Origin of the sequence: Streptomyces sp. NPDC047022, assembly GCF_040644155.1 — a bacterium.
GTDB lineage: Bacteria > Actinomycetota > Actinomycetes > Streptomycetales > Streptomycetaceae > Streptomyces.
Window position 1 is genome coordinate 227,051 of sequence record NZ_JBEYVV010000004.1, and the last position, 14,067, is coordinate 241,117.

The 14,067-nt window shown below is 71.6% G+C and carries 15 protein-coding genes; 5 read left to right on the forward strand and 10 right to left on the reverse strand.

The features are described from left to right. Nucleotides 1-369: 369 nt before the first annotated feature. Entirely contained in the window at nucleotides 370-1,254 is an 885-nt protein-coding gene (locus ABZ845_RS07700) for a Bax inhibitor-1/YccA family protein (RefSeq protein WP_360974265.1), read from the forward strand. A gap of 85 nt (nucleotides 1,255-1,339) precedes the next feature. Here the strand turns inward: ABZ845_RS07700 and ABZ845_RS07705 are convergent, their stop codons facing one another. Beyond that, nucleotides 1,340-1,567, reverse strand: a complete 228-nt coding sequence (locus ABZ845_RS07705) for a DUF4287 domain-containing protein (RefSeq protein WP_360974268.1) — start codon at nucleotides 1,565-1,567, stop codon at nucleotides 1,340-1,342. A 101-nt stretch (nucleotides 1,568-1,668) separates the two neighbouring features. Here ABZ845_RS07705 and ABZ845_RS07710 point away from each other — a divergent pair, with 101 nt between their 5' ends. After that, nucleotides 1,669-1,980: a hypothetical protein gene (locus tag ABZ845_RS07710; RefSeq protein WP_360974271.1), complete on the forward strand. Its 312-nt coding sequence runs from the start codon at nucleotides 1,669-1,671 to the stop codon at nucleotides 1,978-1,980. A 246-nt stretch (nucleotides 1,981-2,226) separates the two neighbouring features. On the opposite strand, the gene ABZ845_RS07715 is transcribed toward ABZ845_RS07710, so the two are convergent. The 3 genes from ABZ845_RS07715 to ABZ845_RS07725 form a co-directional block, all read right to left on the reverse strand. Then, nucleotides 2,227-3,045, reverse strand: a complete 819-nt coding sequence (locus tag ABZ845_RS07715) for a hypothetical protein (RefSeq protein ID WP_360974463.1) — start codon at nucleotides 3,043-3,045, stop codon at nucleotides 2,227-2,229. 263 nt (nucleotides 3,046-3,308) lie between these two features. Continuing rightward, a complete protein-coding gene (locus ABZ845_RS07720) occupies nucleotides 3,309-4,529 on the reverse strand; it encodes an acetyl-CoA C-acetyltransferase (protein WP_360974273.1) in 1,221 nt (406 codons plus the stop codon). A 256-nt stretch (nucleotides 4,530-4,785) separates the two neighbouring features. Then, nucleotides 4,786-5,856 (reverse strand): SGNH/GDSL hydrolase family protein, encoded by a 1,071-nt coding sequence (locus tag ABZ845_RS07725; RefSeq protein WP_360974276.1) that lies wholly within the window; start codon nucleotides 5,854-5,856, stop codon nucleotides 4,786-4,788. A 180-nt stretch (nucleotides 5,857-6,036) separates the two neighbouring features. Here ABZ845_RS07725 and ABZ845_RS07730 point away from each other — a divergent pair, with 180 nt between their 5' ends. Then, a complete protein-coding gene (locus ABZ845_RS07730) occupies nucleotides 6,037-7,428 on the forward strand; it encodes a cystathionine beta-synthase (RefSeq protein WP_360974279.1) in 1,392 nt (463 codons plus the stop codon). Between the two features lie 386 nt (nucleotides 7,429-7,814). On the opposite strand, the gene ABZ845_RS07735 is transcribed toward ABZ845_RS07730, so the two are convergent. Next, on the reverse strand, nucleotides 7,815-8,240 hold the full coding sequence (locus ABZ845_RS07735) for a hypothetical protein (RefSeq protein WP_360974282.1): 426 nt from the start codon (nucleotides 8,238-8,240) through the stop codon (nucleotides 7,815-7,817). Between the two features lie 281 nt (nucleotides 8,241-8,521). Between ABZ845_RS07735 and ABZ845_RS07740 the strand changes: the two genes are divergently transcribed. Then, nucleotides 8,522-9,364 (forward strand): MurR/RpiR family transcriptional regulator, encoded by an 843-nt coding sequence (locus ABZ845_RS07740; RefSeq protein ID WP_360974285.1) that lies wholly within the window; start codon nucleotides 8,522-8,524, stop codon nucleotides 9,362-9,364. Between the two features lie 141 nt (nucleotides 9,365-9,505). Beyond that, a complete protein-coding gene (locus tag ABZ845_RS07745) occupies nucleotides 9,506-10,090 on the forward strand; it encodes a hypothetical protein (RefSeq protein WP_360974466.1) in 585 nt (194 codons plus the stop codon). Between the two features lie 61 nt (nucleotides 10,091-10,151). Here ABZ845_RS07745 and ABZ845_RS07750 read toward each other — a convergent pair whose 3' ends face one another. The 5 genes from ABZ845_RS07750 to ABZ845_RS07770 all read right to left on the reverse strand — a co-directional run bounded on the left by ABZ845_RS07750 (nucleotide 10,152) and on the right by ABZ845_RS07770 (nucleotide 14,021). After that, nucleotides 10,152-10,526 carry a hypothetical protein gene (locus ABZ845_RS07750; protein WP_360974288.1) on the reverse strand — a complete coding sequence of 125 codons (375 nt, stop codon included), beginning with the start codon at nucleotides 10,524-10,526 and terminating at the stop codon, nucleotides 10,152-10,154. A gap of 16 nt (nucleotides 10,527-10,542) precedes the next feature. Then, complete coding sequence (locus ABZ845_RS07755; protein ID WP_360974291.1) at nucleotides 10,543-11,061, reverse strand: roadblock/LC7 domain-containing protein; 519 nt, start codon at nucleotides 11,059-11,061, stop codon at nucleotides 10,543-10,545. A gap of 43 nt (nucleotides 11,062-11,104) precedes the next feature. Continuing rightward, the gene (locus ABZ845_RS07760) at nucleotides 11,105-11,941 is read right to left on the reverse strand and encodes a transcriptional regulator (protein ID WP_360974294.1); all 837 of its coding nucleotides are present in this window, start codon (nucleotides 11,939-11,941) and stop codon (nucleotides 11,105-11,107) included. Beyond that, nucleotides 11,938-12,336 carry a hypothetical protein gene (locus ABZ845_RS07765; RefSeq protein ID WP_360974297.1) on the reverse strand — a complete coding sequence of 133 codons (399 nt, stop codon included), beginning with the start codon at nucleotides 12,334-12,336 and terminating at the stop codon, nucleotides 11,938-11,940. The genes ABZ845_RS07760 and ABZ845_RS07765 overlap by 4 nt, the downstream gene beginning before the upstream one ends. Before the next feature lie 254 nt (nucleotides 12,337-12,590). After that, on the reverse strand, nucleotides 12,591-14,021 hold the full coding sequence (locus tag ABZ845_RS07770; RefSeq protein WP_360974300.1) for a diaminopimelate decarboxylase: 1,431 nt from the start codon (nucleotides 14,019-14,021) through the stop codon (nucleotides 12,591-12,593). Nucleotides 14,022-14,067: the final 46 nt, after the last annotated feature.

Sequence of the window (14,067 nt, forward strand, 5' to 3'; positions counted from 1 at the left end):
CCCTTGACGGGCCCACAGCTGACCGGATGGGCACGGCCTGACGGGGCTCCCGGGAACCCGAACCCGGGAGCCCCGTCCCGGCATGCCCGTCACCGGTTCGCGCCGGACGCCGCCTCGGCGCGAGGCGTCCACATGGGTGAACCCCGGCAGGGGCCCCTCACTCGCCCCTCACTCGCCGATCAGCGGCCGGTCTCGAATCTGTCCCAGCTTGGTCATGGATGAGACGCTCCCGTGCTGGGAATCATGGTCAGGCGTAGCGTGTTGCGCGCAAGGAGGAGGGAAAGATCCTCCCCAGGCAGTAGGGTCGCCCCTTTGCCTACCTATTACTCTTGAGCCAAGACCACGTCAGAGTGGCCATGGAGGAGTGAAATGAGGAGCAGCAACCCGGTCTTCTCGCGACGGGGGTTCAGCCGCGACAACGGCTACGCGGGCTTCAACACCGCGCCGCAGGCCGGGGGAGCCGCAGTCGGCACGCAGGGCAACCCGTATGCGCAGAACCCGTACGCGGGCGGTAACCCCTACGCGCAGAACCCTTACGCCCAGCAGACCCAGTACGGCGCCCCGCCGCAGGCCCCGGCCGCCACCGGCCGGATGACGATGGACGACGTCGTCGTGCGCTCGGCGATGACGCTCGGCACGGTCGTCGTCGGCGCGGTCCTCGCCTGGGCCCTGCTGCCGATCACCGCCACCAGCTTCGGCCTGGCGATCGGTTCCGGGCTCGTCGCGTTCGTCCTGGCGATGGTGCAGTCCTTCAAGCGGACCCCGACGCCCGCGCTGATCCTTGGATACGCCGCCTTCGAGGGCGTCTTCCTCGGCGTCATCAGCGAGATGTACAACGCGCAGTGGCACGGCGCGCCTTTCCAGGCCGTGCTCGGCACGATGGCGATCTCCGGCGCGACCCTGCTCGTCTACAAGGCGGGCTGGATCCGGGTGACCGCGCGATACGCCCGCATCGGCATGGCCATCGCCATGGCGTTCGTCCTGACCATGGCGGTCAACCTGCTGCTGGTCGTCTTCGGCGTCGCCCCCGACGGCGGGCTGCGCAGCATGGGCCCGCTGGGCGCGCTCGTCGGTGTCATCGCGATCCTGCTCGGCGCGTTCTTCCTGACCCTCGACTTCAAGCAGATCGAGGACGGCATCGCGTACGGCGCTCCGCGCGAGGAGGCCTGGCTGGCCGCGTTCGGTCTGACCATGACCCTCGTGTGGATCTACGTGGAGATGCTGCGGCTGGTGGCCATCTTCAGCAGGGACTGACGCACCGCACCGAACACCCCGAAGGGCCCGCGAACCACGGTTCGCGGGCCCTTCGGACGTAGGGCTTGCTGCGAGCGGTGCGCGCTCAGAGCAGTTTGCGCGCGGCCCTCCTCAGGTCGTATTCGTGAATGATCGCCTTGGCGTGGCCGTACGCGAGATTGTGCTCGTGCCGGAGCCAGCTGAGCTTCTCCTCGAAGCAGAGAGCGGGGCCTTCGTCGACGGTGCGAAGCCAGTCGGAGACTTCACGACCGGTGCAGTGAGGGATACGGGCGAGCAGATTGCGATGGGTCTCCTCGGAGAAGACTTGGGACATCGGCGCCTCCGGACGCACTCGATGAAGCCGGTCCTTCAGGTCACCGTGCCTGAGCGTTCGCCTGTTGGCAACAGTCGTGTTGTGACGCGTAGTCTCGCGGCGTGCTTGATACGACGCCTTTGACTCGGGCCGTGGATCACTTCGCCGACCGTTTGCGGGCCGCGCCGCAGAGCCGGCTGCAGCGGAGTGCGGCGGCCGAGGCACTCGCTCTGGCCAGGGAGTTGGCACGGCGTGCCCAACTCATCGAGGACCCCTCGGCCGAACCCCGTGAGATGCCCGACGCGGGCATGTTCGCGGCTGCGGACCAGATCACGGTCGCCGGACACGATCTCGCGATCGTCCTGAATGATTCGCAGCAACTTGACGAGGCCGTGGCGCTCGTGGAGGAGGCGCAGAAGCGCGCCGGTGTGTGAGGGGTGTGACGCCTGCGCGCGGTCCTGGAAACGGTCCTCCCGCGGCCTTCGGCTGGTGAGGACCGCGAGGAACCGCGAGGACCGCGAGGACCGCGAGGAACCGCGAGGACCGCGAGGAACCGCGAGGACCGCGAGGACCGCGAGGAACCGCGAGGACCGCGAGGAACCGCGAGGACCGCGAGGAACCCGAGGACGCGGAAGCCTCGGCAACACGCGGGTGCTACGGGCCTCGGTGACCCGCGGGTGCTACAGGGACGCGATGACGCGGTCCGCGAGGACGTAGACGTTCTCCTCGCCGCACTCGAAGGTCAGCGCGTAGGCGCCCGAGACGCCGGAGCCGCCCAGCAGGACCGGGGTGTTTCCGTCGGCCAGGGCGGTGGCCAGGCGCTCCGCGGTCTCACGGTGCCCCGGGGTCATGCACAGCGTCGTACCGTCCACGAAGACATAGACATCCAGGGTGCCCAGCGGGCCCGGGCGGACGTCGGCGAGTTCGGTGCGCGCGGCGGCCAGCTTCTCCAGGCGGGAGACCGTGCGCTCGTAGTCGCCCACGACGGGCGACGGGGAGGGCACGAAGTCCGGGTGGGAGGGGTGGCGGCGGCGGGCCGCGGCCAGCTCGGGCGACTCGCCTCCGAAGAGACCGTCCAGGGGCGTGCCCGCGGCGAACTCGCTCTCCTCGGAGGCGGGCTCGCTCACCGGCTCCAGGCTGTCGTGCTCCAGGCCCGCGAAGTCCGACGGGCGGGGCAGGAAGAGGTCGTTCTCGGGCAGCCCGAGCAGGGTGGGGGCGTCGGCGATGTCATGCGCCTCCTGGGCCGCCCAGAAGGCGCGCGCCTCGGCGAGCTCCCGCTCCCGCTCCTCGGCGAGCGCATCGGCCACGGCGGCGCGTATCTCCTCCGTGCCGGAGGCGGAACGGGCGGCGGGCACCAGGCCGTGCGCCTGCGCGGCGCGGCTCTGTGCGAGTTCACCGTGCAGGGCTGAGACCTGCCGGCGCAGCGAGCGCACGCTGAGCAGGACGGCGACGCCCACGCCCGCGGTCGCGGCCGTGGTGAGCAGCAGGACTATCGGCATGGCGCTCACTGACGTACTCCCGGTTCAAAGTCGACCCTCGACTTCCTACATCAGCTTGAAGGCCGGACTAACCAACTGTCAGTGCGTAACGTCACGAAACGGACAGTCGACTGGTGCTGATGTTTCCCGTGAAACCACCTTGACCTGCGTATATCCCGTCCGGAAGGAGATAGGTCACATCCTGGGGGAGGTTGGGTCACAAATCGGCCCGGAACCCTGGCAGGCAGGGTTCCGGGCCGCACACCGGGGGTGGCGCGACGTGGTCAGCTGAGGCGCTCGATGACCATCGCCATGCCCTGGCCACCGCCGACGCACATCGTCTCCAGGCCGAACTGCTTGTCGTGCCACTGGAGGGAGTTGATGAGCGTGCCGGTGATGCGGGCGCCGGTCATGCCGAAGGGGTGGCCCACGGCGATGGCGCCGCCGTTGACGTTCAGCTTCTCCAGTGGGATGTTCAGGTCGCGGTAGGAGGGGATCACCTGGGCGGCGAAGGCCTCGTTGATCTCGACGAGGTCGATGTCGTCGATGGTGAGGCCGGCCCGCTGAAGTGCCTGCTTGCTGGCCTCGACCGGGCCGTAGCCCATGATCTCGGGGGACAGCCCGGAGACACCGGTGGAGACGATCCGCGCGAGCGGCGTCAGCCCCAGCTCACGCGCCTTGGTGTCGCTCATGATCACCACGGCGGCGGCGCCGTCGTTGAGCGGGCAGCAGTTGCCGGCCGTGACACGGCCGTCGGGGCGGAAGACCGGCTTGAGGCCGGAGACGCCCTCCATGGTGACCCCGGCCCGCGGGCCGTCGTCCGTGCTGACGACCGTCCCGTCCGGGAGGGTCACCGGGGTGATCTCGCGCTCCCAGAAGCCCTTGGCGATGGCCTGCTCGGCGAGGTTCTGCGAGCGGACGCCGAACTCGTCCATCTCCTCGCGCGTGACGCCCTTGAGGCGGGCGAGGTTCTCGGCGGTCTGGCCCATCGCGATGTACGCGTCGGGGATCAGGCCGTCCTCGCGCGGGTCGTGCCAGTCGGAGCCCTCGGACTCGGCGACGGCGGCGGTGCGGGCCTCGGCCTCGGCGAAGAGGGGGTTGTGGGTGTCCGGGAGGCCGTCCGAGGAGCCCTTGATGCTGCGGCTGACCATCTCGACGCCCGCGGAGATGAAGACATCGCCCTCGCCGGCCTTGATGGCGTGCAGGGCCATACGGGAGGTCTGCAGGGAGGACGAGCAGTAGCGGGTGATGGTGCAGCCCGGAAGGTGGTCCATGCCCATCTGCACGGCGACGATGCGGCCGAGGTTGTGGCCCTGCTCGCCGCCGGGGAGGCCGCAGCCGAGCATCAGGTCGTCGATGTCCTTCGGGTCCAGCGAGGGCACCTTGGCCAGGGCGGCCTGGATGATCGTGGCGGTGAGGTCGTCGGGGCGGAGGTCCTTCAGGGAGCCCTTGAAGGCACGGCCGATGGGGGAGCGGGCGGTCGACACGATGACGGCTTCGGGCATCACGGCTCCATTGCACGAGGAAGGGCAGGGCTGTAGGGGAAGTTACCCGTACGTACGGTGGAGGTCACGGGCTGTGGGGTGTGACTCGGGCCGCACTTTTCTAAGCGCTTGCTTATCCCCGTTGGCGGTTCAGCCGGGAAATGGCCAGGCAGCAGGCCCCCTGGCTCACCGCGCGCCCCGGCGGCGCGGCCGCGGGGCTGCCGCCCGGTGCGGCGGCAGCCCCCGCCGCGACAGCGGGGTCGTGGGCTCCGTGGGGTCAGGCCGTGGGCTCCGGCGCTGTGGCCGGGGTTTCGTCCGGGGTGGGCAGGCGCCGGCGGCGACGGCGTTTGAGGAGGGCCCATGGGCCCCGGGGGCCCGTCGGCATCGCGGCGGTGACCTCCGTGCCCGCCTCCGACGCCGCCTCTGCCGCGGCGCGGGCCACCGGCAGGAAGCCCTCGCGACGGGAGGCGTCCGGGCGCTCCTCCTCCGCCGGCCACAGGCCGAGAGCCGCGCAGACGGTCGGCAGGACCGCCATCGCCGCCGTCGCGTAGCCCTCCGCCGAAGGGTGGTAGTTGTCCGGGCCGAACAGCTCACGCGGATTGGCCTCGAACTCGGGGCCCAGCAGGTCGCCCAGCGACACCGTACGGCCCCCCTGCTCGACCACCCCGATCGTCTGGGCCGCGGCCAGCTGGCGGGAGGCCCGGCGGGCCAGCCAGCGCAGCGGCTGCTGGACCGGTTCGATCGTGCCGAGGTCGGGGCAGGTGCCCACCACCACCTCCGCGCCGGCCGTACGCATCCGGCGCACCGCCGCCGACAGATGGCGCACCGATCGTGTCGCGGGCATCCGGTGGGTGACGTCGTTCGCGCCGATCATGATCACGCAGATGTCCGGAACCTGGTCCTGGTTCTCCAGCACGAGCGCCACCTGGCGGTCCAGGTCGTCCGACTGGGCCCCCGGGAGGGCGACGACCTGCAGGTCCACCGGTCGTTCCGCCACCGCGGCGAGCCCCGAGGCGAGCAAGGAGCCGGGGGTCTGGCGGGCGCGGCGCACCCCCTGCCCCGCGGCAGTGGAGTCGCCGAGCATCACCAGCCGCAGCGGTGGGTCGTCCAGGGCGGTGTACCCAGCCCCCGCACCGGTCCGGCCCGAGTGGGGAGACTCCCATCCGTACAGGCCGTCCGCGCTCGGCGGATACGGGCTGTGCCCGTTGCCGACGTGGCGCTTGGCCATCTGCACCTCGGCTACCAGCAGCCCGACGGCGGCCGCACCCACCAGGCCGATCCCGCCGCCGCCGTATGCCGCGCCCGCCGCGATGCGCCGGGCCACCCTCGCTCTGGACATGCTCGACATGCGCCGCCGCCACCTCCTCGTAGCCGTACAACCACTGCTTGCCCCGTACGCCCTGTCCCCCAATCCCCACCGTGCGTGATCGGCCTGGGATGGCCCGCGTTTGCCGACCCGCGGGCCGCGCGACCGCTTACCCTGGCGTAACCATCACGACCACCCCTTTTGCAGCAACCGGAGACAACGGTGCAATTCCACGACTCGATGATCAGCCTGGTCGGCAACACCCCGCTGGTGAGGCTCAACCGCGTGGCCGCCGGCATTCAGGCGACCGTTCTCGCGAAGGTCGAGTACTTCAACCCCGGCGGTTCCGTGAAGGACCGCATCGCGCTGCGCATGATCGAGGCGGCCGAGGAGAGCGGCGAGCTCAAGCCGGGGGGCACGATCGTCGAACCGACCAGCGGGAACACGGGCGTGGGCCTCGCGATCGTGGCCCAGCAGAAGGGCTACAAGTGCATCTTCGTATGCCCCGACAAGGTCTCCACCGACAAGATCAATGTGCTGCGCGCGTACGGCGCCGAGGTGGTCGTATGCCCGACCGCGGTCGCCCCGGAGCACCCGGACTCGTACTACAACGTGTCCGACCGGCTGGTCCGTGAGACGCCGGGCGCCTGGAAGCCGGACCAGTACTCCAACCCCAACAACCCCCTCTCGCACTATCACTCGACCGGCCCCGAGCTGTGGGAGCAGACGGAGGGGAAGATCACCCACTTCGTCGCCGGTGTCGGCACGGGCGGGACCATCTCCGGCACCGGGCGCTATCTGAAGGAGATCAGCGACGGCCGGGTCAAGGTTGTCGGAGCCGACCCCGAGGGTTCGGTGTACTCGGGCGGCTCCGGGCGGCCGTACCTCGTCGAGGGTGTGGGCGAGGACTTCTGGCCGACCGCCTACGACCGGACCGTTGCCGACGAGATCGTCCCCGTGTCGGACAAGGACTCCTTCCAGATGACCCGGCGTCTGGCGAAGGAGGAGGGGCTGCTGGTCGGCGGCTCCTGCGGTATGGCGGTCGTGGCGGCGCTGCGCGTCGCCGAGCGGCTCGGCCCCGACGATGTGGTGGTCGTGCTCCTTCCCGACAGCGGTCGCGGCTACCTCAGCAAGATCTTCAACGACGAGTGGATGGCCGACTACGGCTTCCTGGAGGACACCGGTCCGAGCGCCCGTGTCGCCGATGTGCTCGGTGACAAGGAGGGTGGCGCCATCCCGTCCCTGGTCCACATGCACCCCGACGAAACGGTCGGTCAGGCCATCGAGGTGCTGCGCGAGTACGGCGTCTCGCAGATGCCGATCGTCAAGCCCGGCGCGGGCCACCCGGATGTGATGGCGGCGGAGGTCGTCGGGTCGGTGGTCGAGCGTGAACTGCTGGACGCGCTGTTCACCAAGCGCGCCTCGCTGGAGGACCCGCTGGAGAAGCACATGTCCGCGCCGCTGCCGCAGGTGGGCTCCGGTGAGCCGGTCGAGGACCTGATGTCCGTGCTCGGCGCGGCCGACGCGGCGATCGTCCTGGTCGAGGGCAAGCCGACCGGAGTGGTCAGCCGGCAGGACCTCCTGGCGTTCCTGGCCAAGGGCGCGAAGCAGTGACAAACGTCCGGTGAAGCGGGCGTGCCGGACGAACCCGGGGTGACGCGGGAGGACATGAGCTTTCCGGAAGTGGTACGAGCGCGTCACGTCCACGCAGCACCCGCTTAACACGCGTCCGGCACATTGGTGGGTGTCGGCGAAGCGGCGGGGACACCTCCCGGGTGTGGAGCACCAGGGCAGGGCTTCGCGCTGCGGCCGGCAACCGAAACGGCGTCAAGGACTTCCGGAGCGGCTCCCGGACCTCCAAGGACGCCCCGGACGCGCAGCCCGGCCCTGACCCGGCCCGCGTCCCTCGCGGGGACCGCCGTCGTCCCGCCCCCCGGCAACGGGGGTGCGGCGGTCCCCGCGCACACCTCCCCCGGAGCGCTCGGCTCGGCTCGGCCCTCTCAGTCGGTGTCCCCCGAGGACTTCCGGCCGCGGCCGAGTATGCCCGGGCTGATACGGGCGACCTGGGCGACGTTCACACCGACGATGCCCACCCAGCTGATCAGCAGGCCCGGCAGGCCGCAGACCGTGGCGCCGATCGCCGACAGCGGGACCGCCAGCACCAGGGACACGATGCCGAAGCCGAAGCGCTCGCCCCAGGAGTCGGTCGCCTGCGGGGACTTGGCGGCACGGGCCACCGCTGTCTGCTGTTCGGCCAGCTGTCTCCGCACCCGCCGGTCGATCGTGTCGTCGATGCGCCGGTCGACCTTCTCGAGGAAGGAGTCGACCAGCGCCGACTCGTACTCCTCGCCCAGTTCCCTGCGGGTCCCCAGGGTGGCGTCGAGTTCCTTCTTGAGGTCGCCGTCCCGTGTGTCCATTCCGGTCATGCGTCCCACGTTAGGGAGCCGCGACTCCAGCATCACTGGGGGTAGCCCCCCTCTTTGTTCTGGGGCGGGCCCGTGCCGGGCCTGCGCACATCCGGATTGCATATCGCCATGCAGGCGCCTTGGTGTTTGAATAGGTGCTCGATGATCCGGTGCCCGGGTCGGGAGAGGTCCGCGCGTCAGACACCGCGCGCGTGCCATGCGTACCGTCTGTTGGCCGGCTCGCGCCCGAGGGCGTGCGGGCGCGGCGCCCGGTACACCGACACCTGGAGGGGGAGTACGTCATGAGCGTGACCGACAGCCCTGCGGCACGGTTGCAGGCACTCTTCGAGGGGCACCGGCTCACGCCGACCCAGCGGCGTATCGCGCACAGCATGGTGCGCAAGGCGGCCGACGTGCCGTTCCTGTCGAGCGTGGAACTGGCCGAACTCGCCGGGGTCAGCCAGCCGTCCGTGACCCGCTTCGCGGTCGCCCTCGGCTTCGACGGCTACCCCGCTCTGCGCAAGCACCTGCGCGAGGTCGCCCCCGCGGAACAACCCCCGGAGACCGGGACGCACAACGAGTACCAGCAGGCCGTGGAAGCCGAGATCGAGAACCTGAAGCATCTCGCGGAGCTGCTGTCCGACCCCGAGCCGGTGCAGAGGGCCGGGCGGCTCCTCGCCGCCTCGCGCCCGCTGCCCGTCCTCGGTCTGCGAGCCGCGGCCTCCCAGGCGTACGGCTTCGCGTACTTCGGGGTGAAGGTCCACCCAGACGTACGGCTGCTCAACGAGGGCGGTTCGATGCTCCACGACCGTATCGACGCGGCCGTGCGGGCGGGGGCGAGCGCTCTGCTGTGCTTCGCGCTGCCGCGGCATCCGCGTGAGGTCGTGGACGCGCTGGCGTACGCGCGTAAGACGGGCCTGACCGTGGTCACGGTCTCCGACTCGGCCTTCGCCCCGGTGGCGAAGGTCTCCGACCTGCTGCTCCCGGCCGCCGTGGGCACAGGGCTCGCCTTCGACACGGCCTGCGCACCGATGCTGCTCGGCCGGGTCCTGCTGGAGGCGATGTGCGACGACCTGCCGGACGCCCAGGCCCGGCTGGAGGAGTTCGACGCAAGGGCCGCGGCCCGGGGGCTGTTCGTGGAGTAGCGCCGCCGGACGCGTCCGGTCGCTCACCTGTGGACGGCCCTGCCTGTGTCGCTTTTCAGACTGGTCTCAGATTCGCTCGTTAGCCTGCGCGCACCGGTGCGCCGCACCGAGAAGGACGGCGAGTGGGACGGAAGGCCGAGCGTGGTACGCGGAGGACAGGGACTGGCACGGGTGGCAGTCGTCGTACGGGCAGGTGCCGCACCGCTGTGGTGGCTCGGACTGTTCGCGGCCGGTGTCGGGATGCTCGCCCCGGGACTGACCGGACGGCCGACCGGCGTCCTGGCCGGGGCCGTACTCTTCGTCGTCGCGGCCCTCGTCGTCGCCTTCGCTCGCCGTAAGCGTTACTCGGCTCTCGTGCGCGGGGCATCCCGCGCGGGCAAGCACGATGTGCTCCAGGACCGGGCGGTCACCGTCCGGACCTGGCGGCGCGGCCATCGCTGGTGGCTGCTCGCCGCCTTCGCCGCCGCGCTCGCCGTCTCCTTCGTGGCGCCCGCCGCAGGTGGCATGCTGCTCGCCGGGGCCGGCGCGGGACTGTGGCTGAAGGCCGCACGGATCGGCCGGCGCGAGGGGTCCGGTGAGGTGCTGCTGTGGGTGCGCGTCGACTGGCTCGGCAGCCGCGGTGGCGCGCCCGCGGGCAGGCCGGTGAAGGGGTATCGCAGCACCGGCGTCGCGGCAGGCGACGCGGCCCCGGGTGGGGCGCGCCGCCGTACCGCCGCGTTGGTCTAGCTCCGGTCCTGCCCCTCAGCTCCGGCGCGCGGGGCGTGAGGGTGCCTGAGGGCCGGAAGGGTCAGACCTCGAGGTCCTCCTCGATCTTCTTCAGCTGGTGGCGCGCCATCGCCAGGTTCGCGCGCTTGGCGTCCAGTACCAGGTAGAGGAACAGACCGTTGCCACCGCGGCCGGTGAGCAGCCGGATCAGGTGGTACTGGTCGCTCAGGGTGATCAGGATGTCCTCGATCTGGCCCTTGAGCCCGAGGTGTTCCATGGTGCGCAGCTTGGCCCGCACGACGTCGGTGTTGCCCGCCGCCGCGACCGTGAGGTCGAAGCTCTTGCTGCCGCCCAGCGTGCCCAGCGCCATTCCGCTGGTGTAGTCGACGAGCGCCGCCGCGGTCGCCCCCTCGATCTGGGCGAGTGCTTCTTTCAGCGTGGTCTCGGTGTTGGCCATTTGGTGGTGTGTCCTTTCAACTTTCCGTGGTGGTGCGCGAGTCCGCGGCCGGTTGAGGGCTCGCGGGAGTGCGCGGGGTGCGGGTCCGCATGGGAGCGGGCCAGGTGGAGGTCCTTGGGGTGAGGCCGGCGGGGCGCGGCGCGGGCAACGGCGCGGGCCTGGCGACGATGGCGTCGACCAGTTCCCCGATGCGGGAGCCGGAGCGGCGGCCCTCCAGGTGCAGTCGGCCGACGTTGACGCGGTCGCGCGCCAGCAGGGTGAGCACCGCGCTGCGGCCCGCCGCGTAGGTGGCCACATAGCCATGGACGCCGCGGACGAGCAGTTCACGGAACTCGCCCTGGCCCGTCGCGTCCGCCAGCCTCATGGCGACGCCCAGCGCGGCGGCGGTCAGGGCGGCGACGCCTTCCGGTTCGACGCCGGGGGTGTCCTGGGCGAGGACCAGTCCGTCGACGCTGGCTGCGAGGGCGCCGCTGAGCTGAGGGATGCGGGATCGCAGGCGGCGGAGTTCGTCGAGCACCTCGGGCTCCGCTTCCATCAAGGGCCTCCTCTCCTCGGCCGGGCTTGGCCGTTCGAGCCGGTCAAAGGGCCTCCAGCGCATCCCTCAGCCTCTTCAGCAACGTGACGTGGGGGTCGGTGAACGGCGGCAGCTCCGCCGCGGGGACGGGGACGCCGACGCCGACGGCGTCCGGGGGCGCGGCCACGGGCACGCGGGCCGACACGACACCGGCCGCGGCCAGGCGCCGTACGTCCACCAGCGTGTGGAACGCGGGGCGGCCCAGCTCGCGCGAGATGTCCGTCGCCGTCCGGACCCCGTCGACCCGGTCGAGGACCTCGCCCTGACGGGGGGAGACCCTCGGGCCCTCAGCCAGCCCGGTGCGCACGAGGGGGGCCTCGTCGGCCGCGGGATCGGGCCAGATGCGGTCCAGGAGATCGCGGCGGCGGAGTGTCTCCCGCTCCACCGCGGCCACGTGCACCGGGCGTACGGGGCCGAGCCAGTGGGCGTCGCCGTACCGGAAGCGGGCCGGGGCGGTGCTCGGGCCGAGGACGAAGTACGCCGCGTCGTACAGTGCCCCGAGATGGCACAGCTCCAGCGCGCCCTGGCCGATCCGGCCGCTGTCCACGAGGAACCGCCCCACCAGCCGCCGTCCCCCCGCGTTCGCGACCGCCTCCCGCCAGCCGTCCTCGGCGATCGCGCCGCGCGCCATGAGGAGGGCGTCGAGGCCCGGGGTCGCGGGGCTCTCGGCGTACACCACATGGCCGTCGGCGAGGTGGAGCATGCCGCCGTCGCGCATCAGCACACCCGTGGCCCGCTCGGCGGCGAGCCTGCTGAGCATGGGGGAGAGCCCGCCGCTCGGGATCTCGGTCCGCTGCCGTACGGGCAGCGGGGGCGGGGGAGGTGTTCTCACGGTCGTCATACCAGCACCAGCCGTCCGGCCATCTCGCCCAGCCGGATGCGGGCGAGGGCGAGATTGCCTTCCGTGCGGGCCAGCCACAGGTGCAGGAAGACACTGCTGTCGAAAGTCGTCGGGACGAACCGCAGCAGGTGGTAGCTGTCGCGGTTGGCGATGATCAGGTCTTCGACCGGGCAGGCGTCGATGGACCAGTCGGCGTCGCCCTCCGGGGCGAACGCCCGGTGCTCGGCGGCCAGCCGGGCCAGTTCGGCGGCTTCCGCCGCGGTCGTCTCGTGGTCACCGCCGGGTGAGTCCCCGACCGTGCCCAGGGCGAGCCCGCTGGTCCAGTCGACCACCGCGGCGCCCCGGGCACCGGGCAGTCGCATGGCTTCCAGCAGGCACTCGTCGATTCCGGGCACCGTGGCTCCCCTCCCGCCTCGGGTACGGCTGAGTGACGCAGACGTTACGCAACGTGTGTGCGGCGAGTGGGGGATCGGGGCATTTTCCGGTGGAACATGCGCCGAGCCGCTAACGTTGGTCGGCTGTCCCTGTTTGGGGGCCTGATGAGGCCGTATGTGCTTCAGCCTGCTGGCCTGCGCATATGCGGCGGCGTGCGGGTGAGGTACGGCGCCCGGGGAGGGCGTGCGCGCCTCCCGGGGCGCCGGGGGCCCTCTCAGAGCGCCGTCAGCGCGCCCGTGTGCTCTCCGCCCGATTCCGCCACGATCTCCTCCAGGCTCTGCGGCTCCCGCACGATGGCGAACCGGATCCCGCCGTGGCCGTCCGGCGCGTAGCCGTACACTCCCGGCCGGGCGAGGGAGTTGTAGGCGTAGTGGTGCGCGAAGTAGTACGCCCCGGTGTCCAGTGCCGCCACGAGGTCGCCCTGCTCCAGGAGCGGCAGTTTGCGTGCCGAGGCCAGCAGGTCACCCGCGAAACACGCCGGTCCGGCCACGTCCTGCACCGCTTCGGGCCCCTCCTTCGGGCGTCCCTTGGCGTCGTACGCCGCGATCCGCAGGGGCCAGGACGCGGGCGCGTACACCGTGCGGGTCGCGACCTGTACGCCCGCGTGGGTGACGGCTACGGCCCGGCCGCCCGCGCGCTTGGCGTACTCCACCCTCGCCACCACCGTCCCCTGCTTGGCGAGCAGTGACCGCCCGAACTCGGTGACCAGTCCGTAGCGCCCGCTGAACAGTCCGGGCACCGCCTCCGACAGCAGCCGCGCGTACTGCGCGTACGTCGGCGCCGTCGCGTCCGAGGCGAAGTTGACCGGCAGCCCGCCGCCGATGTCGATGGTGTCGATCTGGCGCCGTCCGACCGTCTTGTTGATCTCCTCGGCGAGCGCGTGGACCTCGGCTATGCCCCGTGTCATCAGGGAGAGCGGCATCCCCTGCGAACCGGAATGCGCGTGCAGCCGGGTCAGCCAGGGCCGCTCGGAACAGGCGCGGATCAGCCACGCGCGCGCTCCCTCGTCCCGCAGCGCCACCCCGAACTTGGACGTGGCGGTCGCCGTGGACAGCGCCTCGATGGCGCCGGACCCGAGCTGCGGATTCACCCTGACCCCGAGGGCGGAGGAGGTCTTCGTGGTGCGCAGGAGGGCGTCGAGCCGCTCCAGTTCCTGCGGGTTGTCCGCGTTGACGGCGACGCCCAGCGCCAGGGCCTCGCGCAGCTCCTCGGGGGTCTTGGCGGGCGCGTCCAGCACCGTTTGTTCCGGCGCCACCCCGGCCGCCCTGGCCAGGGCCAGTTCCCCGGGACTCGCCACCTCCGCGCCGATGCCCGCGTCCCGCAGCAGGCGCAGCACCGGGACCAGCGGTGTCGCCTTCACCGCGAAGGCGTGCAGCACGGGTGTGCCCGGCGCGACCACCGCCTCGAAGGCCGCCCGCAGGCCGGCCGCCGCCTCCCGGATCCCGACGACGTCCAGGAGTCCGGCGATCGGCGCCGTCGGCCCCAGCAGTCCCTGTTCGACGGCACCGCGCACGGCGTCGTCGCGGCGGGCCACCCGCTCGGCGTCGCCGGGGCCGCTCGTATGACCTGTCCTGGAGCCCCACGCGCCCCATGCGCCCCTGCTGTCCACCGCGTCCCCCGTCCCCGTGTGCCTTTCTGCGGTCATGTATTCAGCCAAACACCCCCACGTCCGACGCGCTTACGCAAGAACG